Here is a 19,071-nt window from a genome sequence, read left to right on the forward strand (position 1 = left end):
GGATCAATCCATGACCGACGAAACCGCCCCCTCCGCCGCCGACAAACTGAAACAGGCCCTGGCCGCCAAGAAGGCCAAGGCTGGTCATGGCTTTAACGCCCAGGTCGGCGCCAAGGCTGAGGAAAAGAGCGTCTCGGCGCGGAATGTCGCCATGGCCCAACCGGCCTTCCGAAAGGCTTCGAAGCGGGGCTGAGGCTTCGTTTCCTCCCGTTTCGTGGGAGGAGGGACGTTTAAAGACCGAGCCTGCGCGCGCGGCCGGCGATTTCCAGCAGCAGGCGTTCGGCGATCAATTGATCCGGCATTCCGGTCGTCTTGGTGGCGACGTCGGCGGTGTTGATGCTGTCCAGCACCTCGTCCAGCGCCTCCAGCCGCCAGGCCCTGGCCTGGCGCAGCATTTCAGCCTCCTGCTTCCAGAAGACCCCAGCCGCCTTGGCCGCCTCCTTGGCCCCCGCTCCATTGGCTTGCAGGATATTGATCCGGCGCAGCCGTCCCAGATGAAGGGCAGCGGACCGCACCGCCAGCACCGAGGATTCGCCTTCGGCGAAGGCCCGTCTCAAACCCGACTGCGCAGGTCCGGGCCGGGCGCCGAAGGCCTGAAGCGCCGCGTCGGACAGGGAGGCGTCGGGTTCGACGCCCAGATGCTGCTCCAACTCCTCAACGTCGATGGTCCGGCCCGAGCCGGGGCCGATGAACAGGGCCAGGCGCTCGATCTCCTGGCGCATCAGGCCCCGCTCGCGCGGCAGTCGGCCGACAAACCGGTCCAGGGCGTCCGCCGTCAGCCCCACCTTGTCGGCGGCCAGGGCCTCGCGGGTCATGCGGGCGATGTCGCCGGTCTCGTCCTCGTAGCAGACGATGCCGACGGCCCCGGCCTCCTTCTCGGCGGTCTTGCGCAGGGCGGATTCCCGGCCCAGCTGGTCGGCCTCGACCACCAGCATGGCGTCGGGATTATAGCCGCCCTCGGCATGGATCTTCACGGCGGCGGCGACCGCCTTGTCCACCCCGGGCTTCAGCGCCGACAGACGGATCCGCACCAGACGACGCCCGCCCATCAGGGACATGGCCGTCAGGGCCTCCTCCAGCTTGCTTTCGTCGCTGTCGATGTCGCTGTCGGTCAGGACCGTGACGTTGAACGGATCATTCAGGTCCGGCGTGATCGCGCGGCACAGGACCTCGGCCCGTTCGGCGACGCCCGACCGGTCCTTGCCGTGGATGACGGCCGCCCGGACAGCCGGATCGGGCGCCTTCAGAAAGCGATCGATCTCTGGGCGTTTGGCGAGGATCACCGGTTCGACAGCGCCTGCATGAGGTCCAGTCGGATCAGGCGGGCCAGTTCCGCCGCGGCGCGCTCCTCGCCGTCCTGCTGGGCGGCGATGGCGGCATAGGGCTGGTCGGCGGTCGCATAGGTGGTGGTGACGGTCTCCACGCCGGTGACGGGCGTTCCGCCTGCCGCCGGCGTCAGGGTCCAGGCGGCCTTGACCGTCAGTTCGTAGCGGGTGGCCGTATCGTCGATCCGACGGCCCAGCGAGCGGCGGCTCTGTTCGACCTGTGTCGTCAGGCGATACAGGGGCGTGGCCGACTGATCCCAGGCCAGGGCGTCTTCCAGCTGTTCGCGCAGACGATAGCCCAGACGGTCATCCTGAGTGGATACGGCGATCCGGCGCAGGGACGACCCCATGGCCGGCTCGGCGTAGATCGGGGTGAAGCCGCAGGCCGAGACGGCCAGGGACGCCCCCAGCACAGTCAGAGCCGCAAAGGCCGCCGCGCCCCGCATCAGCCGGCCACCAGATTGACGATCCGGTCCTTGACCACGACGATCTTCTTCACGCTCAGACCCTCCAGCCGCGCCTGCACGGTCTCGTCGGCCAGAACCATGGCCTCGACCTCGGCGGGCTCCATGCCGCGCGGCACGCGGATTTCCGCGCGACGCTTGCCGTTGATCTGGATGGGCAGAACCACCTCATCGTCGGCCGCCAGCGCAGCGTCCCACACAGGCCACGGCGCGTCCAGAACCATCCCCTCTTCACCCAGCTGGGTCCAGCATTCTTCGGCCAGGTGCGGGGTGAAGGGAGCGATCAATCGCGCCAGGGCCGACAGGGCCTGACGCTTGGCGTCGCCGCCGGCCTGGGCGCTGTCGCGGACGGTGGCGACGAAGGCGTACAGCTTGGCGATGGCCGAGTTGAAGCGGAAGCCCTCGACCCCTTCGGACACGGCCTTGATCGCCTTGTGCGTCTCGCGCAGCAGTTCGGCGTTGGCCTTGTCCTCGCCGGCGAAGCCGGCGTCATAGGCGTCAAACAGGGTCCAGGTCCGCTGCACGAACCGGCTGGCGCCCTCGACCCCGCCGGGGGTCCATTGCACGTCCCGCTCAGGCGGGCTGTCGGACAGGACGAACAGACGGCCGGCGTCCACGCCGTGCGATTCCAGGATTTCCTGGGGCGCGACGACGTTCTTCTTGGACTTGGACATCTTCTCGATGTCGCCGATCACCAGGGTCTCGCCGGTCGACAGCTGGCGGGCGGAGCGGACGCCGTCAGCATTGGTCAGCTCGACGTCGGTAGGCTCGACCCACTGGCCGTTCTCACGACGATAGGTCTCGTGGACCACCATGCCTTGCGTGAACAGGCCGGCGAAGGGCTCCTTCACCGCCAGCATGCCGGCGTCGGACAGGGCGCGGGTGATGAAGCGGGCGTACAGCAGGTGCAGCACCGCGTGCTCGACCCCGCCGATATACTGATCCACAGGCAGCCAGCGGTTCGCCGCCTCGGTGTTGATCGGCTCGGCCGCCGTCGGGTCGGTGAAGCGGGCGAAATACCAGCTGGAGTCGACGAAGGTGTCGAGCGTGTCGGTCTCGCGCGTCGCGTCCTGGCCGCAGGACGGGCATTGGACGTGTTTCCAGCTGGGATGGCGGTCCAGCGGATTGCCGGGCACGTCGAAGGTCACGTCGTCGGGCAGGACGACCGGCAACTGATCGGTGGGAACCTCTACCGGTCCGCAGGACGGGCAGTGGATGATCGGGATCGGGCAACCCCAGTAGCGCTGGCGCGACACGCCCCAGTCACGCAGGCGATAGATGGTTTCGGCGCGGCCAACCCCATCGTTCTGCGCTCGATCAACAATTAAGCCGATGGCATCCTTAATTGTGATGGGTAACTCAGGCCCAGAAAGCGCCAGCAAACTCGCCAACCTATTGTCGAGATATTCTTGTTCATCGGAGGACGCAGAGGAGACGACAAGCGCCTCCTTGTTGAAGTCGTGGTACAGTGAATTTTCAACCGAGCCGTCTTCTCTGAAGTCAGTCTCATATGCGACCATCGATTCAGGGTCGTAGAAAATACCTGCCGGGATATGCTGTGGCAGAATCGGCAAACCGTACTTCTTCGCGAAATCGTGGTCGCGCTGGTCATGGGCCGGGCAGGCGAAGATGGCGCCCGTTCCGTATTCCGACAGGATGAAGTTGGCGATCCACACCGGAACCTCGGCGCCGGTGAAGGGATGGAGAACCTTCAGGCCCGTGTCCCAGCCGATCTTCTCGGCCTGGTCGATATCGGCCTGGGACGTACCGCCCGCGCGGCATTTGGCGACGAAGTCCGCCACCGCCGGATCAGCCTCGGCCAGCTGTTTCGAGATCGGGTGATCAGGGGCCAGGCCCAGGAAGCTGGCGCCGAACAGGGTGTCGGGCCGGGTAGTGTAGATTTGGACGCCGGCTTCGTACCCCTCGGGAGCCGCGCCTGCGAAGGCCCAAGTCATCTGCAGACCCTTGGACCGACCGATCCAGTTCTCCTGCATCAGCCGGACCTTCTCGGGCCAGCGGTCCAGGGTCTTCAGACCCTCGATCAGGTCGTCGGCATAGTCGGTGATGCGCAGGAACCACTGGTTCAGCTTGCGCTTTTCGACCACCGCGCCCGAACGCCAGCCGCGCCCGTCGATCACCTGCTCATTGGCCAGGACGGTGTTGTCGACCGGGTCCCAGTTGACCACCCCGTCCTTGCGATAGACCAGGCCGCGCCGATACAGCTCCAGGAACCAGGCCTGCTGCTTGCCGTAATATTCCGGGTCGCAGGTGGCGAACTCGCGCGACCAGTCCAGCGACAGGCCCAGCAGTTTCAGCTGGTCGCGCATCTGGGCGATATTGTCGTAGGTCCAGCCCTTGGGGTGGATGCCGCGTTCCATGGCCGCGTTCTCGGCCGGCATGCCGAAGGCGTCCCAGCCCATCGGGTGCAGGACGTCATAGCCCTGGGCGCGCTTGGACCGCGCCACCACATCGCCCATCACATAGTTGCGGGCGTGGCCCATGTGGATGTTGCCCGACGGATAGGGGAACATCTCGAGCACATAGTATTTCGGCCGGCCGGTGTCCTTCGTCACGAAGGCGGAGGCCTCGGCCCAGCGGGCCTGTTGGCGGGGTTCGGCGGTCTTGGGTTCGTAACGGGCCACGGTCGTCCTGAAGTCAAAAGGGCGCTGCCGCCCTCCGTGCTCAACTAGCCCGAAGGACGACAGCGCCCAAGAAAAATGCGTTCTCGTCGCCTCAACGACGACCGAACTCAGACCAATCGGCGCTCAACTCGCCCGAAGGGCGGTAGCGCCAACCAGAAAGTCAGCCTGCGTTAGACAGGTTCAGTTGGCGCGCCTTGGTCAGAATGGCGTTTTCCAGGTCCGCCTCGGTCTGGGCGGCGACCGGAGCGGCGGTCCATTGACCGTCCGCGCCCTTCACTTCCTTGGTCACCGTGACGTTCAGCGCATCGGCGCGCAGACGGGTGTCCAGGATGAAGACGGTCGCCTTGAAGCGCTCGTTCGGCGTCTGGGGATTGGTGTACCAGTCGTAGTTGATCACGCCGCCCCAGGGATCAGCGGTCAGCAACGGCATGAAGCTGAGGGTGTCGAGCGAGGCGCGCCACAGATAGCCGTTGACGCCGATGCCTTGCTGCACGTTCGTCTTGGGGGTCTTCTTGTCGCCGCCGACGAAGGGGATGCTCGAGCAGGCGCTCAGGGCGACGCCCGAGACCAGGGCGATGGCGACGCCGCGAACCAGGGCCTTGTTGAGGCTCATCAAGGAAGTCTCCGTAAACTCAGGGACGTGAAGGCCCTCGCCCACACGCGCGCAGGGCGCCGCGCGTAAGTTCGCGCCGCTGCGTGGCTCTATAACACGGGCAAAAGGGGCGATGACAAGGCGAAGTGCGGCCCCGCGGCGATACGAGTTGCGCCGTTCCGTGACAGGTCGCTGACAGCAACGCTCCATTTGGCTCAAATCCCGTGACGCTTGAGCCACATCGCACTGCAACAATGCAGCGGAACCCCGACATCAAGACCACGTTGCGTTGACCGGGCGGACCCCCGGTGTCTAATCGCGGCGTCCACGACCATATAAGGTCGGTTCAGGGTAGGACGTCTTCACTCGAGGGCGTTCAAAGGGTTCAGAATGCGTTTCGGCGATGTCTCGGCTGTGATTTTTGCGACGATGGCGCTCGCCGTCTCTGCGCCGGCGCTTGCCCAGAACGCTGCGCCGACTCGCGCGCCGAGCGTCACCCTGTCGGAAGCCCAGGCCGCCCAGCGCAATGCGCCGTCGCAACAGCGTCGCGGTCTGCGCCTGAACGACCAGGGCCGGTGGGGTCTGGATTTCAATCTGAACCAACCGGTCGGGCGCGAGACTGACTGGGGCGATGTCGAGGCGGGCGCCTATTACCGTCTGAACGATCGTCTGCGCGTCGGCGCCGCCGCCGCTGTGGCGTCGCGCGAAGCGGATCCGGCCCGGGCGCCTGAGACCAATGGCCGAACCCAGCCCCGCGTGCGGCTCGAGACCATCTTCAACTTCTGATTCGCGATCGACGGCGCGGCTTCTGCGAAGCGTCGAGACGGGCTCAACTACGGAAGGCGGACTGTATCGCCTCCACCCCGGCCAGTCCGCAGGCCCCCGATCCCGTCAAGGACGCGACATTATCCGGTCTGATCCCGCCCAGGGCATAGACCGGCAGATCGACATCCTGAATCCATCGTCCGAATTCGGCGACGCCCAGCGCGGGCTTTACCGCCGAAGCGCCGCCGGCCGGAAACACCGGCGACAGAACCAGGGCGTCCAGACCTTCGGTCATGGGCCGGCCCCCATGCCAGGCGGCGGTCAGCAGCCAATGGGGATGAGCCCGGCCAACCGATCGCGCCTGTCTCGCCTCGCGCTCGGGCAGATGCAGCCCGTCCGCTTCCAGCGTCTCCGCCAGGTCAGCGTCTCGCCCGACCAGCAGTTTCACCCCGGCGCCCCGCGTCGCCTCCCGCAACCGACGGCCCGTCTGGATGGCGTCGGCGGCCCCGAAGGCGCGATAGACCACCCCCGATCCGGCCGGCAGACGGGCCGCGGTCTCCCACGGGCGGGACGTGCGGTCCGGGTCGGTGAAGAACAGCAGCGGCGGCAAACGGGCGACGCTCGGGCTGACAGCGGCGGCGGCGCGGTTTAGAGCGGTCGCCGCATCCCAGAGCGCGCGCGCGTCGTCGCTGTAACCGGCCGGCAGGATCATGACCCCTTCTTCCCCCGCTTCGCCCCTCCCGTCCATCGCCGAAAGGGTCGCCGGCGTCCGCGCCCGGATCGACGCGGCCTGCCACGCCGCTGGACGAGATCCCGCCGCCGTGACCCTGACGGCCGTCTCCAAGACCCAGCCGGATGAGGCGATCGACGCCATCCTGGCGACGGGTCAGCGGGTGTTCGGCGAGAACCGGGTGCAGGAGGCGCAGGCGCGCTGGACCGAACGGCTGTCGGGTCTGGACGGATTGGAGCTGCGGTTGATCGGCCCCCTGCAGACCAACAAGGCCGAGGACGCCGTCGTCCTGTTCGACGTGATCGAGACCCTGGACCGCGAGAAACTGGCCCGCGCCCTGGCCGAGGCGGCGCAGAAGCGCGGCCGATCGCCGCGCGTTCTGGTTCAGGTCAATACCGGCGCCGAGCCGCAAAAGGCCGGCGTCCTGCCCGAGGCCGCCGCCGCCCTGATCGAGACGGCGCGCCGGACCTACGGCCTGACGGTCGAGGGTCTGATGTGCATTCCCCCTGCGGATCAGGAGGCCGAACCGCATTTCGCCCTGCTGCGCGACATGGCCGAACGCAACGGCCTGTCGGTCCTGTCGATGGGGATGAGCGGCGACTACGAGACTGCGATCCGCTGCGGCGCGACCCATGTCCGGGTGGGAACGGCGTTGTTTGGGGAACGAAATCGACCTTAAACCGCCTCTAGGCCGTAACCCGACGTGAATTCGCACCCCCAAGCCTTGGCGCGGGGGCCAAGCCTCGCCATTGTCTGAACATGCCCACGCCCAAGACCATATTGATCATCGACGACGACGACGACCTGCGCGAGGCCCTGGCCGAGCAGTTGAACCTCCACGAGGAGTTCAAGACCCAGCAGGCCGCGACCGCCTCGGACGGGGTGAGGATGGGGCGCGAGATCCGCGCCGACCTGATCCTGCTGGACGTCGATCTGCCGGACATGGACGGGCGCGAGGCCTGCCGCCTTCTTCGCAAGGACGGGGTCTCGACCCCCGTCATCATGCTGACGGCCCAGTCCGCCGACGCCGACGCCATCCTGGGTCTCGACGCCGGCGCCAACGACTATGTCACCAAGCCTTTCCGGTTCGCCGTGCTTCTGGCCCGCATCCGCGCCCATCTGCGCAGCCACGAACAGTCGGAAGACGCCGTCTTCTCCATCGGCCCCTATGAGTTCCGACCCGCCGCCAAGGTGCTGATGGACGCCAAGGGCAAGAAGGTGCGGTTGACCGAAAAGGAAACCAACATCCTGAAATACCTCTACCGCGCCGGGGCCAAACCCGTGTCGCGCGAGGAACTGCTGACCGAGGTCTGGGGCTACAACGCCGGCGTCACCACCCACACGCTGGAAACCCACATCTATCGCCTGCGCCAGAAGATCGAGCCCGAGCCCGGTCAGGCCCGGCTGCTGCTGACCGACGCGGGCGGCTATCGCCTTCAACCCTAGGCGTCCGCGCCTCGGCGGTGGATCGTGAAAATCGGCAGGAACAGGTGGACCAGCGGGCCGATGGTCACAGCGTAAAGCACCGTGCCCACGCCGACGGAGCCTCCCAGCAGCCAGCCCAAGGCGATGACGCTCAGCTCGATGGCGGTCCGGACCCATTTGACCGGCCAGCCCGTGCGGGCGACGATGCCGGTCATCAGGCCGTCGCGTGGGCCTGGCCCCAGGCCCGCGCCGATATAGGCCCCGCTGGCGACGCCGTTCAGCACCACGCCCGCGCCCAACAGGCCCGCCCGGACCGGTAGGCCCAGGTCAGACGGGATCCAGTCCAGACCGAAGTTCGCGACTGTGCCGATCACCAGAACATTGGCCACAGTCCCTACTCCAGGCCGCTGGCGCAGGGGAATCCACAGCAGCAGCACGGCCATACCGATCAGATTGACCACCAGGCCGAAGCTGATTCCAGCCGGGCCGGCGAACCGCTCGAACACCCCCTGGTTCAGCACATCCCAGGGATCCAGCCCCAGATCGGCCCGAACGATCAGGGCGATGGACAGGCCGTAGAGGACGAGGCCAGCGAAGAGTTGAAGAAGGCGGTGGGTCATTTCGACGGTTTGCGCATAACTGGCCGCGCAAAAAAGGGCCAGTTATGGCATTCTGGCTTCATGTCCCCTCGCTCCATTGGCCTAGGCCCCCTTGTCCGCCATCTCGGCGTCTGGCGTTCGTCGGGGGCGGGCGCAGCCTACCGGCAGCTCGCCGCAGCGGTACGACTTCTGATCCTCGACGGGCGTCTGCCGCTGGCCGCCCGCCTGCCGGGCGAGCGCGAAGTGGCTCAGGCCCTGGGTTTGAGCCGTACGACCGTATCGGCCGCCTATGGGCGACTCCGGGATGACGGGTTTTTGGTCGGCGGACAGGGGGAGGCGGCGCGCACCAGTCTTCCGGCCGGGCCTGCCCCTCGCCAGCCGCAGCCAGACGGGTCGCCAAAGCCGGGGATGATCGATCTGACGGCCGCCGTCCTTCCCGCCGACCCCAATGTCCACGCCGCCTATGTGCGGGCGCTGGAGCGACTTCCCGCCAACCTGCCCGGCCATGGCTATGAGCCGGAGGGCCTCGAGGAACTCCGCGAGACCGTGGCCCAGGGCTATCGACGACGGGGCCTGGCGACGTCGCCGGGTCAGATTCTGATCACCCACGGCGCCCACAACGGGCTGGTTCATCTGTTGCGCCTGACCGTTCGACCCGGCGCCCCCGTGGTTTTCGACCACCCCACCTATCCTCAGGCGATCGACGCCATCCTGGCCGCTGGGGGGCGGCCGACGCCGGTCGCCTTGTCCGACGATGGCGACGGCTGGGACGTGGACAGCCTGGTCTCGGCCTGTCGGAGCAGCGGCGCGCCGATGGCCTATCTGGTGCTGGACCACAACAACCCGACGGGCCGGATGATGCGCGCCCCGGACCGCGCCCGACTTCTGGCCGGGCTGAAGGGGTCGGAAACGCTGCTGGTGCTGGACGAGACCCTGGTCGAGCTGACGCTCAGCGGCCCGCCGGCGCTCAGCGCCTCGGCCGTGGACGCCCCGCGCGTCGTGCGGCTGGGCTCCATGTCCAAGAGCGTCTGGGGCGGTCTTCGCATCGGCTGGATTCGCGCCGACCGCGCGGTGATCCAGCGCCTGGCCCAGAGCCGCGCCAGTTTCGACCTGGGTGTGCCGATCCTGGAGCAGTTGGCGGCGGTTGAACTGCTGAATGACGGCGGTGCGGCCCTGGCGGCGCGTCGCCCCCTTCTGCGAGCGCGGCGAGACCATTTGCGTGCGCAGCTCGCCCAGCGCCTGCCCGACTGGACCTGCCCCCGTCCCGCCGGCGGCCTGTCGCTCTGGGTCCGCCTGCCCGCGCCGATCAGCTCCGCCTTGGTGGTGCGAGCCGAGGCCGAGGGGCTGCGGCTGGCGGCGGGGCCTCGCTTCGGCGTCGACGGCGCCTTCGAACGCCGCCTGCGCCTGCCCTACACCCTGCCCGAACCGGTCTTGGACCAGGCCGTAGATCGACTGGCCAAGGCGGCCAAGGCTCTGGGCCGACGCCCCAAGCCCGCCACCGCGATCCGCGGACGCCTGCTTCCCGTCTATTGAGGGTCAGACGTCCAGATCGACCGTGACCGGGGCGTGATCCGACGGGCGGTCCCATTCGCGGACGTCGTCGTGGATTCGGGCGGTGTCCTTGACCACGGCCGGGGTGAGGCCCGGCGAGGTCCAGATGTGGTCCAGGCGGAGGCCGCGGTTGGACTTGCGGAAGTCGGCGGCGCGATAGCTCCACCAGCTGGCCAGTTTCTGCGGCTCGGGGAATCGGTCCCGCAGCACGTCGGCGAAGCCGCCAGTCGCCTGCAGCCGGTTCAGGGTCTCGACCTCAATCGGCGTGTGGCTGACGATCTTGGACATGTAGCGATGATTGAAGACATCGCCTTCGCCCGGCGCAATGTTGAAGTCTCCGGCCATGACCAGAGGGCGGGCCTTGTCCTGTCTGGCGACGATGGCCGTCAGCTGTTCGTAAAAGTCCATCTTGTGATCGAACTTGGGGTTCAGGGTCCGATCAGGGACGTCCCCGCCGGCCGGGATATAGAAGTTCTGAACGTCGATTCCGGCGACCTGGGCCGAGACGCAGCGCGCATGGCCCAGTTTGCAGACCTGGAAGGTGTCGCTGTCCTCCAGCGGCAGGCGCGAGGCGATGGCCACCCCGTGCCAGCCCTTCTGGCCGGCCACGCGCAGGTGGGGCATTCCCATGTCCTCAAAGGCGGCGCGCGGAAATTGATCGGTCGTGCACTTGATCTCCTGCAACAGCAGGACGTCGGGCGCGCGTTCGGCGACGAACCGGGCGACCTGGTCGATGCGCAGGCGGACGGAGTTGATGTTCCAGGTGGCGAGGCGAAGGGTCATGCCCCGCCATAGCAGGCCTCGGCGCATAAAAAAGGCCCGGCCGCTACGGGCCGGGCTTATAAAAGGTGATCGTCTCTCTCGCCGCCGGGAGGGGGATGCATCCGAGGCGGTAGAACGGCCGCCGCCGCTCTGTGCTTCTAATGTCACGGCAAAAAGAAAAGGTCAAATTGTCATATTTGATGTTTGGCTGTGATTATCCGGCAACGGACGGATAGTGTTGATCCTTGAAGCCAGACTCAGTTGCGACCGGGGCGACGGGTCGGATCCCGGAGCTGAAACAGGCTGGAAGCCAGGTTCGAGGCCGGCTGAAGCGCTGTCAGCTGGGTGCGGGTGCGGGCGCCCTGTGCGTCCGTAATGGTCCATTCATGCAGCCGCATCGGATCGCCGGCGAAGGCCAGAACGACCGCACCGTCGTTGGGACGACCGGAATCGCGCGCGGTGATCGCGAAGGCGCCGGAGCTCATCCGCGTGACACGGTCGATGCGGACGCCCTGGTCCAGACGGACATTGCGCGCCAGGAAGGTGGACAGGGGCGTGCGGCCCAGAGGCACCTGCTGGAAATTGTTGAGGCGCGGGTCATAGCGTTTGACGTTGTAGCCGTCCGACACCACCAGAAGTCCGGCCGGACTGGTGTATTCGAACCTCATCTTGCCCGGACGCTGCAGATAGAAACGGCCTTCACGACGTTGACCGCCCGGACCCGTCTCGACGAAGGTCCCCTGGGCCGAGGTCAGGGCCTGCAGATAGGCTTGAGCTTGCTGCACCACGGCGCGGTCTTCGGCGGACAGGTTGGACTGGGCCTGGGCCGCATCGAAGACGCCAAGCGCTGCAAGGCCGGTCAGGAGGCCTGCGCCCAGCAGCAGCCGACGGCGCTGGAAATCGGCGGGGGCGAGGGCGAGGGTCTTGGCGTGGGCGGTCATGAAGTCAGTCTCCCGTTCGGGACGGTTGTCGATCCTGCCATCTTGCCCGGTCGGCTTGGCGTCGGAATGACGCGAGCCTGACCATATTCCGGCGCTCCGATGAAGTCCTGTTCATCGAAATGCTGAAGCTTGCGACGGCAGCGGGAGGGGTAACGGGCCTGGACGCCGCCTGTTCCGAAGCGGCGTCACGCCATCGGCGGCGGGCCGGCCAGGACATCGCGCTTGCCCGCGTGGTTGGCCGGGCTGACCACGCCTTCCTGCTCCATCCGCTCGATCAGCGAGGCGGCGCGGTTGTAGCCGATCTGCAGCCGGCGCTGGACGTAGCTGGTCGAGGCCTTGCGGTCGCGCGTCACCACGGCCACGGCGCGGTCATACAGGTCGTCGCCGGAGCCGCCGCCCCCGTCATCCATCGCCCCGTCTGCATCGCCGTCCGGTTCGTCGGTGATCAGGTCCAGATAGTCGGGCTCGGCCTGGGCCTTCAGATGTTTGCAGACGTCCTCGACTTCCTTGTCGTCCACGAAGGGGCCGTGCAGGCGGGTGATCCGCCCGCCGCCGGCCATGTACAGCATGTCGCCCTGGCCCAGCAGCTGTTCGCCGCCCTGTTCGCCCAAGATGGTGCGGCTGTCGATCTTGGAGGTGACCTGGAAGCTGATCCGGGTCGGGAAGTTGGCCTTGATGGTGCCGGTGATCACATCGACCGACGGGCGCTGGGTGGCCATGATCAGGTGGATGCCTGCGGCGCGGGCCATCTGGGCCAGACGCTGGACGGCGCCTTCCACATCCTTGCCGGCGACCAGCATCAGGTCGGCCATCTCGTCCATGACCACGACCAGGAAGGGCAGGGGCTCGGGCCGGATCTTCTCGGACTCGTAGACCGGGCGGCCCTGGTCGTCGAAGCCGGTCTGGACCGTGCGTTCGAAATGCTCGCCCTTGGCCTGGGCTTCGCGGGCGCGTTCGTTGTAGGAGGCGATATTGCGCACGCCCAGTTTGGACATGCGGCGATAGCGATCCTCCATCTCGCGCACCGTCCATTTCAGGGCCACGACGGCCTTCTTCGGATCGGTGACGACCGGCGCCAGCAGGTGCGGGATGCCGTCATAGACCGACAGCTCCAGCATCTTGGGGTCGATCATGATGAAGCGGCACTCGGCCGGGCTGTGGCGATACAGGATCGACAGGATCATGGCGTTGACCCCCACCGACTTGCCCGAGCCGGTGGTGCCCGCGATCAGCAGGTGGGGCATCCGCGCCAGGTCGGCGACATAGGGTTCGCCGCCGATGGTCTCGCCCAGGGCGAGGGGCAGCAGGTGGCCCTTCTTGTCGTATTCGGCGCTGGACAGCAGGTCGCGCAGATAGACGGTCTCGCGCTTGGCGTTGGGCAGTTCGATGCCGATCGCGTTGCGGCCCTGGACCACCGAGATGCGGCAGGCGCGCGCGGACATGGAGCGGGCGATGTCGTCGGCCAGGGCCACGACGCGGCCGTGTTTCACGCCGGGAGCAGGCACCAATTCGTAGAGTGTGACGACCGGGCCGGGTCGAATCTGGTCGATCACGCCGCGCACGCCGAACTCCTGCAGCACGCCTTCCAGCATCTTGGCGTTCTGCTTCAGCGAGTGCTCGTCCACCGAGGCGACGCGCTGGGCCGGCTTGGTCAGTATGCCCAGCGGCGGCAGGTCGAAGGCGCCTTCTGGCCGAACGAAGTCGAAGGCCTGCTGGTCTGTGTCGTCCTTGCGGGCCTTGGGCGCCTTGGGCGCAGCGACGCGGGGCTCGATCGGCCGGGCGACCGAGGGGCGGGGCGCCGCCTGAGCCGGTTCGTCTTCCCACGGGGGCAGGTCGTCATAGGCGGTCTGAGGGGTGTCGGCCGAACCGGAGTCCGTCGCGACATCGTCGAGGCTTGCGGCTGCGCGAGGTTCGGCTTTGGGCTTGGCCGCGGCGCGGGGGCGGGGCGTCTTGACCGCAGGGGCGGGGGGGGCGGGCGGACGACGCAGCGATCGACCCCAGTGCAGGGCGTCCACGAAATCCATAGCCCGCAGGCCGATGGCGAAACCGGTCAGCCACAGGCCGCCGATCAGGAAGACCAGACCGGCGATGATCCGTCCGCCGGGAATGCGCAGGGCTCCTATGCCCTGGGCCGTCAGGCCGGTGAAGGCGTCGCCCCACAGACCGCCCAGTCCGGCGGCCAGGGGCCAGGCGGCGGGCGCGGCCAGGGCGGCGAGGGCGCCGGACAGCAGCAGTACTCCCCCCGTCGCGGCTAGAGCCTTCAACGGCGTCGGCTTCAACCGCTGCTGGATGGCGTCGCCGACCGCACGGGCCAGACCAAAGGCGACCAGCAGCAGGGCGGCGGGCCAGGCGGCCAGACCCAGCGACTGCATGAACAGATCGGCGAACAAAGCGCCATTGGCGCCCAGCCAGTTGGTGGTCGGCAGGCTGGAAGCCGCGTTCAGGCTGGCGTCCGCAGGGTTCCACGAGATCAGGGCGACCAGAAGCAGGGTCGCCAGCAGGGCCTGAAGCATGCCCCGGAAGCGCACTACGAAGGGCGCGCCCCACAGGATGCGGGCGCTGATCCAGGCCTGACGGCCGACGGCGAGGGCGGTGGACATGAAAGGCGTGACCTTCCGGGCGGCTGACGTTCGACCGCCCTTGTCGCACCTTCAGGGTTAAGAGGTTGTTTACCAGCCGTCCCCAGCCGTCAGAGGATCACCGCCTCGACGGAGCGACGCGGGGACAGAGGCAGGGTCGGACCGAAGCCGAGCCGCAGCACCAGGTTCGGACGTTTGTCGCCTTCGCCGACCAGGGCGGCCAGTTCCGGGCGCAGGGCTGCGACCTCGACCGGCTGATTGACGAAGGCGTGGCGAAGCCCCAGGCCCGTCGCAGCCAGCATCAGTCTCTGGCAGGCCCGGCCGACGGCGATCCAGTGGGCGGGATCGGATCGTTCCGCCACGAAGACGGCCACGGCGGCGGACGAGGCGATCTGGGCCTCATAGCGGGTGTTTTCGCTCGCGGCTGTAAAGAACCGGTCGAAAGCGAGCCGGCCCAGGCCATCGGGCAGGACGGGACTGCCGCTGGACGCCGAAAACAGGACGTCGCCCTGGCGCAGGGCCGCGCGGGGATTGAAGCGCAGCCAATGTTTCAACTCGGCCATGAAGGCGGGATCGGCCATCTGGGCGGTGTTGCCGGCGACCACCAGTTCGCGGACGCGATCCAGGCTGGGCCGGTCGGTCAGAAGATGAAAGGCGACGCCGGGCGCCGTGGTCGCCTGACGCAGTCGGGCCAGCGCGCTCGGCGGTATGGGATGGCCGTCATAGATGGTGCGGCTGGAGCGTCGAGCTGGAATGGCGGCGAACAGGGGATCCGGTTGGGCGGTTCCGGAGGTGAAGCTGTAGCGCAGGCTGCGTCCGTCAGCGCCCAAAGCCAGTTCGCCGGGGCGGCCGGTCGCGGCGGCGGCGATGCGCAAATTCTCGGCCGCACAGCCCAGGCTGACGAACAGATGGTGGTCATCGGGATCGACCGCCGGCGTCCGGCGGGTCAGGTCGGGCAGGATATCGACAGTGCCGTCGGAGAGGCGAAAGCGCCAGGGTTGGGTGTTGTGACCGCTGGCCGCCAGGGCGGCGTACCGGACCAGTTCAGTCACGGGGGGAGCGTCCGTCAAGGGGGCGCGAAACCGGGCCGTGAGACGGTCGTAGTCGCCGCTTGATCCTGTGGATGTCCGCCAAGCGAAGCCGCCCGCCGCGCCCAAGGCGAGCGTTGCGCCGGCGCCGATCAGAATCCGTCGTCTGTTCATCCTGGCCTCCTGCCGCGCTATCCGTGGGGCAGTCGTCGGGCGAAAGCCTTGACCGAGGTCAAGGCCTGTCGGCGTTGCGACGATTTCCCGTCTGGACGTTTCGGTCTTCGGGCGCGACAAGCCTGCCATGGCAGACACCGAACGCTACGACATCATCATCGCCGGTGCGGGGTTGAGCGGGGCGGCGTTCGCCCTGGCGGCGGCCCAGGCCGGGTTGAAGGTGGTCCTGGTCGATCCGCAGCCGTTCAGCGCACAACTTGCGCCGACGTTCGACGGCCGTTCGACGGCCGTGGCCTTTTCGACCTTCCGCATGTTGGACGCCCTGGGCCTGGGCCAGTCCCTGCGGCCCCACGCCTGCCGGATGGACCATATCCTGGTGACCGACGGCCGTCGGCCGGGCGCGGCCAGCCGGTCGGCCTCGCCGGCCTTCCTGCGGTTCGACGCCGACGAGATCGGCGGCCGCACGGGCGGCGAGCCGCTGGGCTATATGGTCGAGAACCGCCGCATCCGCGTCGCCCTCGCCGAGGCGGTGACGGCGGCGGGGATCGAGGTGCGGGCGCCGGCCTCCGTCGCCAGTGTCCAAACCGACGCCGGCAAGGCGACCGTGACCCTGGCGGACGGCGCGACCCTGATTGCGTCTCTGGTGGTGGGGGCGGAAGGGCGGGGTTCGACGGTTCGACGGGCCGCCGGCATAGACACCGTCGGCTGGGCCTACGGCCAGAGCGGGGTGGTGGCCACGGTGCGGCTGGGCCGCGATCATGGCAATGTCGCCCACGAGTATTTCCTGCCCAGCGGCCCCTTCGCCATCCTGCCGCTGACGGATCAACGCGCGAGCCTGGTCTGGACCGAGACCACACGCCGGGCCGAGGCCCTGCGCGACGCCTCCGACGCGGCCTTCCAGTCCCATCTGATGCGGCGGTTCGGCGATTTTCTGGAGGATGTCACGGTCGAGGGGCCGCGTTTCGTCTATCCGCTGTCGCTCAGCCTGGCCGAGAAGATCGTCGCGCCGCGCATCGCCCTGATCGGCGACGCGGCCCACGGCGTGCACCCGGTGGCCGGCCAGGGGCTGAACATGGGCTTGAAGGACGCGGCGGCCCTGGCGGAGGTGCTGGCCGAGGCCGCGCGTCTGGGCGAAGATATCGGGGCCGAGACGGTGTTGGAACGTTACGCCCGCTGGCGCCGGTTCGACACGGCGGCCCTGGCGGCGGGGTTCGACGCCTTCGTGCGGCTGTTCTCCAACGACATCGCCCCGGTGCGGATCGCGCGCGATCTGGGCATGGCGGCGGTCAATCGCATCGGGCCTTTGCGTCGGGCCTTCATGCAGGAAGCCGGCGGGGCGACTGGGGATTTGCCGAAGCTGCTGCGCGGCGAGGCGGTCTAGTTCAGCCGCAGCCGCACGCGTTCGAACGTCGAACTGCGCCGCGCCTCCTCGACGCCGTCCAGGCCGTGGGCGCGAGACAGGGCCTGGAGCGAGCCGGTCAGGGCGCCCTGTTTCTCGCGTGCGGCGGCGACGTCCAGCCAGGGCCGATGATCGTCGGGGTCCAGCAGGGCGCGGCGCAGGGCCGAGCGTTCGGCGGCGTCATAGTCGCGGCTGTGGATGGCGCGGCTGAACAGCATGTTCTGCAGCCGGATCAAGGTCTGGCGGTCGGTCACCGGCGCCATCAGTATGTCCAGACGGTCGGCGACATGCGGCGTCAAGCCGGCGCGTAAGGCGCGGCGCGTCAGTTCGCTGGGCATGACCAGCCGCCCCTGACTGAAGGGGTCCAGGGCCACCGGTCCCTCGCCGGTTTCGACCCGCACCAGGAAATGGCCCGGGAAATCCACGCCCGCCGCCTTGAGCCCCGCCGCCCGGGCCGCGTGCAGATAGAAGACCGCAAGCGCCGCCGACAGGCCGCGCCGACGTTCGGCCACTGCGATGATGTCGGTGTTGTCGGGATGGTCGTAGTGCAGCAGGTCGCCGTTCAGCCGCAGGTCGGCCGCCATGGTCTCGGACAGGGCGTCGTCGGGGCCTTCTGCGCCGATCCGTTCCTTCAGCCGTTCGCAGGCGCCGTGGGCCAGGGTGCGGACGGGCTCGGCGTCGCGCAACGGATTGTCGTGAATGGCGCAGGCGATCGCGGCCTCCAGCAGCGGGAAGCCGTCGTCGCCAGCCGCTCCGGCCGACGTCAGGATGGCCTCGGCCTTCTCCCGCGTCATGCGATCCTTTCAGCCCCCGCCGTGTCTCTGGACGCCGCGAAGATGACGCGGAAACCGGCCAGGAGCCAGCGCCACCATATCAATTCTCAAATCAAGAGGTTGCAGGGCCGGCCGATTGCGCCGGACGGCCTCGCCCGCCGCGATCAGTCGATCATGCTGGGTCGGCTTCAGAGCCAGGAGCGCGGCGTTCAGACTGGTGCGACGTTTGACCTCGACCACGGCCAGGATACGGCCGCGTCGCGCCAGCAGGTCGATTTCACCGGACCGGGTCTTCAGGCGGAAGCCCAGCACCTGATAGCCCTTAAACATCAGCCACAGGGCGGCGACCCATTCGGCCGCATGGCCGGCCTTGAAGGCGGCGCCGCCCTTGGCCTGACGCCACGCCGCCTTGGGGCGTCGCTTCGGCGCCGGGCGGGGCAGGCGGGCGTTCACTTGCCCTGGAGCTCCAGAGCCCGACGGTACAGAGGCTTGCGGGGTAGGTCCAGGGCGCGCGACACCTCTGACGCCGCTTCGCCGGGCGCCAGACGGGTCAGGGCCTCGGCCAGGGCCGCATCGGCATCGGCGGCCGAGGCGACCTCGGCTTCGCCGGGACCGACCACCACGACGATCTCGCCCTTGGGACCGTCGAGTTTGGGATGGACGGCCAGTTCGTCCAGCGGGCCGCGCACGCATTCCTCGAACAGCTTCGTCAGTTCGCGGGCCACGGCGGCGGGGCGCGGACCCAGGACGGCGGCCATATCTGTCAGACTGTCGCGCAGACGCGGCCCGCTCTCGAAGAAGACCAGGGTCTGGCGCTGGCTTTTCAGGTCTTCCAGCATCGACTTGCGGCCGGCGGTCTTGGGCGGCAGGAAGCCGGCGAACAGGACCCGGTCGGCGGGCAGGCCGGCGATGCACAGGGCGGCCAGCAGGCTGGACGGACCGGGGATCGGATGGACCGGCAGGCCCGCGGCGATCACGGCCCGGGCGACGACGAAACCGGGGTCCGACACCAGCGGCGTGCCCGCGTCCGAGACCAGGGCCACCACCTCGCCGTTCCTGAGCCGTTCGATGGCCAGTTCAGCCGCGCGGGTCGAGGCGTGATCGTCGCAGCGTTCAAGCTTCGCCTTCAGCCCGTATGCGGTCAGCAGCTTGGCGGTGACGCGGGTGTCCTCGGCCAGGACCAGGTCCGCGGCGGCCAGGACGTCCAGCGCCCTCAGCGTCATGTCGCGCAGATTCCCGATCGGCGTCGCCACCAGATAGAGACCCGGCTCCACCCGCCGAGGCGGTGGAGCGGTGGGCGGGAAGGGGCCGGGTTCGCTCAT

19 protein-coding genes are annotated in these 19,071 nt (G+C 68.2%); 6 read left to right on the top strand and 13 right to left on the bottom strand.

Annotated elements, in window-relative coordinates:
- The first annotated feature begins 10 nt into the window (after nt 1-10).
- Nucleotides 11-193 (top strand): hypothetical protein, encoded by a 183-nt coding sequence (locus tag AC1RSI_RS09940; protein ID WP_035308321.1) that lies wholly within the window; start codon nt 11-13, stop codon nt 191-193.
- Between the two features lie 37 nt (nt 194-230).
- Here the strand turns inward: AC1RSI_RS09940 and holA are convergent, their stop codons facing one another.
- From holA to AC1RSI_RS09960, 4 genes are all read right to left on the bottom strand, one after another.
- The gene (holA, locus tag AC1RSI_RS09945; RefSeq protein ID WP_008260001.1) at nt 231-1,283 is read right to left on the bottom strand and encodes a DNA polymerase III subunit delta; all 1,053 of its coding nucleotides are present in this window, start codon (nt 1,281-1,283) and stop codon (nt 231-233) included.
- Complete coding sequence (gene lptE, locus AC1RSI_RS09950) at nt 1,280-1,771, bottom strand: LPS assembly lipoprotein LptE (RefSeq protein ID WP_035308316.1); 492 nt, start codon at nt 1,769-1,771, stop codon at nt 1,280-1,282. Before lptE ends, holA begins: the two co-directional genes overlap by 4 nt.
- Entirely contained in the window at nt 1,771-4,431 is a 2,661-nt protein-coding gene (gene leuS / locus AC1RSI_RS09955; protein ID WP_447941256.1) for a leucine--tRNA ligase, read from the bottom strand. The genes lptE and leuS overlap by 1 nt, the downstream gene beginning before the upstream one ends.
- 160 nt (nt 4,432-4,591) lie before the next feature.
- Complete coding sequence (locus AC1RSI_RS09960; RefSeq protein ID WP_008259790.1) at nt 4,592-5,044, bottom strand: DUF3576 domain-containing protein; 453 nt, start codon at nt 5,042-5,044, stop codon at nt 4,592-4,594.
- A gap of 369 nt (nt 5,045-5,413) precedes the next feature.
- Between AC1RSI_RS09960 and AC1RSI_RS09965 the strand changes: the two genes are divergently transcribed.
- Nucleotides 5,414-5,809: an NtrZ family periplasmic regulatory protein gene (locus tag AC1RSI_RS09965; RefSeq protein WP_008262093.1), complete on the top strand. Its 396-nt coding sequence runs from the start codon at nt 5,414-5,416 to the stop codon at nt 5,807-5,809.
- Between the two features lie 43 nt (nt 5,810-5,852).
- Here AC1RSI_RS09965 and AC1RSI_RS09970 read toward each other — a convergent pair whose 3' ends face one another.
- Entirely contained in the window at nt 5,853-6,500 is a 648-nt protein-coding gene (locus tag AC1RSI_RS09970; protein ID WP_154726439.1) for a thiamine phosphate synthase, read from the bottom strand.
- On the opposite strand from AC1RSI_RS09970, the gene AC1RSI_RS09975 reads away from it, so the two are divergent.
- Both AC1RSI_RS09975 and AC1RSI_RS09980 read left to right on the top strand, forming a co-directional pair.
- Nucleotides 6,499-7,197, top strand: a complete 699-nt coding sequence (locus tag AC1RSI_RS09975; protein ID WP_154726438.1) for a YggS family pyridoxal phosphate-dependent enzyme — start codon at nt 6,499-6,501, stop codon at nt 7,195-7,197. The genes AC1RSI_RS09970 and AC1RSI_RS09975 overlap by 2 nt on opposite strands.
- Nucleotides 7,198-7,277: 80 nt before the next feature.
- Nucleotides 7,278-7,964, top strand: coding sequence for a response regulator transcription factor (locus AC1RSI_RS09980; RefSeq protein ID WP_154726437.1), 687 nt, complete (start codon nt 7,278-7,280; stop codon nt 7,962-7,964).
- Here AC1RSI_RS09980 and yczE read toward each other — a convergent pair.
- Nucleotides 7,961-8,563 (bottom strand): membrane protein YczE, encoded by a 603-nt coding sequence (yczE, locus tag AC1RSI_RS09985; protein ID WP_154726436.1) that lies wholly within the window; start codon nt 8,561-8,563, stop codon nt 7,961-7,963. The two genes, AC1RSI_RS09980 and yczE, sit on opposite strands and share 4 nt — an antisense overlap.
- 60 nt (nt 8,564-8,623) lie before the next feature.
- Between yczE and yczR the strand changes: the two genes are divergently transcribed.
- Nucleotides 8,624-10,075: a MocR-like transcription factor YczR gene (gene yczR / locus AC1RSI_RS09990; RefSeq protein WP_447941255.1), complete on the top strand. Its 1,452-nt coding sequence runs from the start codon at nt 8,624-8,626 to the stop codon at nt 10,073-10,075.
- A 3-nt stretch (nt 10,076-10,078) separates the two neighbouring features.
- Here the strand turns inward: yczR and AC1RSI_RS09995 are convergent, their stop codons facing one another.
- From AC1RSI_RS09995 to AC1RSI_RS10010, 4 genes are all read right to left on the bottom strand, one after another.
- Nucleotides 10,079-10,876: an exodeoxyribonuclease III gene (locus tag AC1RSI_RS09995; RefSeq protein ID WP_035308307.1), complete on the bottom strand. Its 798-nt coding sequence runs from the start codon at nt 10,874-10,876 to the stop codon at nt 10,079-10,081.
- A gap of 236 nt (nt 10,877-11,112) precedes the next feature.
- Complete coding sequence (locus AC1RSI_RS10000) at nt 11,113-11,796, bottom strand: LolA family protein (RefSeq protein WP_154726434.1); 684 nt, start codon at nt 11,794-11,796, stop codon at nt 11,113-11,115.
- A gap of 185 nt (nt 11,797-11,981) precedes the next feature.
- On the bottom strand, nt 11,982-14,396 hold the full coding sequence (locus AC1RSI_RS10005; protein ID WP_447941254.1) for an FtsK/SpoIIIE family DNA translocase: 2,415 nt from the start codon (nt 14,394-14,396) through the stop codon (nt 11,982-11,984).
- Nucleotides 14,397-14,485: 89 nt separating this feature from the next.
- Nucleotides 14,486-15,427, bottom strand: a complete 942-nt coding sequence (locus AC1RSI_RS10010) for an Acg family FMN-binding oxidoreductase (RefSeq protein WP_291755441.1) — start codon at nt 15,425-15,427, stop codon at nt 14,486-14,488.
- Between the two features lie 277 nt (nt 15,428-15,704).
- Between AC1RSI_RS10010 and AC1RSI_RS10015 the strand changes: the two genes are divergently transcribed.
- Nucleotides 15,705-16,958 (top strand): UbiH/UbiF/VisC/COQ6 family ubiquinone biosynthesis hydroxylase, encoded by a 1,254-nt coding sequence (locus tag AC1RSI_RS10015; protein WP_035310816.1) that lies wholly within the window; start codon nt 15,705-15,707, stop codon nt 16,956-16,958.
- Here AC1RSI_RS10015 and AC1RSI_RS10020 read toward each other — a convergent pair.
- Genes AC1RSI_RS10020 through rsmI form a run of 3 tightly spaced genes read right to left on the bottom strand, consistent with a single transcriptional unit; the run spans nt 16,955 to nt 19,071 of the window.
- Nucleotides 16,955-17,770: a transglutaminase family protein gene (locus AC1RSI_RS10020; protein ID WP_291756556.1), complete on the bottom strand. Its 816-nt coding sequence runs from the start codon at nt 17,768-17,770 to the stop codon at nt 16,955-16,957. The two genes, AC1RSI_RS10015 and AC1RSI_RS10020, sit on opposite strands and share 4 nt — an antisense overlap.
- 9 nt (nt 17,771-17,779) lie before the next feature.
- Entirely contained in the window at nt 17,780-18,202 is a 423-nt protein-coding gene (locus AC1RSI_RS10025) for a YraN family protein (protein WP_154726569.1), read from the bottom strand.
- A complete protein-coding gene (gene rsmI / locus AC1RSI_RS10030) occupies nt 18,199-19,071 on the bottom strand; it encodes a 16S rRNA (cytidine(1402)-2'-O)-methyltransferase (RefSeq protein ID WP_154726570.1) in 873 nt (290 codons plus the stop codon). The genes AC1RSI_RS10025 and rsmI overlap by 4 nt, the downstream gene beginning before the upstream one ends.

It is taken from the genome of Brevundimonas sp. GW821-FHT10E09 (assembly GCF_058809375.1).

Coding starts and splice junctions, on each gene's coding strand:
- AC1RSI_RS09970 (WP_154726439.1), bottom strand. CDS start 6,500: ATGATCCTGCCGGCCGGTTACAGCGACGACGCGCGCGCGCTCTGGGAT.
- AC1RSI_RS09960 (WP_008259790.1), bottom strand. CDS start 5,044: ATGAGCCTCAACAAGGCCCTGGTTCGCGGCGTCGCCATCGCCCTGGTC.
- AC1RSI_RS10015 (WP_035310816.1), top strand. CDS start 15,705: ATGGCAGACACCGAACGCTACGACATCATCATCGCCGGTGCGGGGTTG.
- AC1RSI_RS09940 (WP_035308321.1), top strand. CDS start 11: ATGACCGACGAAACCGCCCCCTCCGCCGCCGACAAACTGAAACAGGCC.
- rsmI (WP_154726570.1), bottom strand. CDS start 19,071: ATGAGCGAACCCGGCCCCTTCCCGCCCACCGCTCCACCGCCTCGGCGG.
- yczE (WP_154726436.1), bottom strand. CDS start 8,563: ATGACCCACCGCCTTCTTCAACTCTTCGCTGGCCTCGTCCTCTACGGC.
- AC1RSI_RS10000 (WP_154726434.1), bottom strand. CDS start 11,796: ATGACCGCCCACGCCAAGACCCTCGCCCTCGCCCCCGCCGATTTCCAG.
- yczR (WP_447941255.1), top strand. CDS start 8,624: ATGTCCCCTCGCTCCATTGGCCTAGGCCCCCTTGTCCGCCATCTCGGC.
- AC1RSI_RS10005 (WP_447941254.1), bottom strand. CDS start 14,396: ATGTCCACCGCCCTCGCCGTCGGCCGTCAGGCCTGGATCAGCGCCCGC.
- lptE (WP_035308316.1), bottom strand. CDS start 1,771: ATGCGGGGCGCGGCGGCCTTTGCGGCTCTGACTGTGCTGGGGGCGTCC.
- AC1RSI_RS09975 (WP_154726438.1), top strand. CDS start 6,499: ATGACCCCTTCTTCCCCCGCTTCGCCCCTCCCGTCCATCGCCGAAAGG.
- AC1RSI_RS09965 (WP_008262093.1), top strand. CDS start 5,414: ATGCGTTTCGGCGATGTCTCGGCTGTGATTTTTGCGACGATGGCGCTC.
- AC1RSI_RS09995 (WP_035308307.1), bottom strand. CDS start 10,876: ATGACCCTTCGCCTCGCCACCTGGAACATCAACTCCGTCCGCCTGCGC.
- AC1RSI_RS09980 (WP_154726437.1), top strand. CDS start 7,278: ATGCCCACGCCCAAGACCATATTGATCATCGACGACGACGACGACCTG.
- AC1RSI_RS10020 (WP_291756556.1), bottom strand. CDS start 17,770: ATGACGCGGGAGAAGGCCGAGGCCATCCTGACGTCGGCCGGAGCGGCT.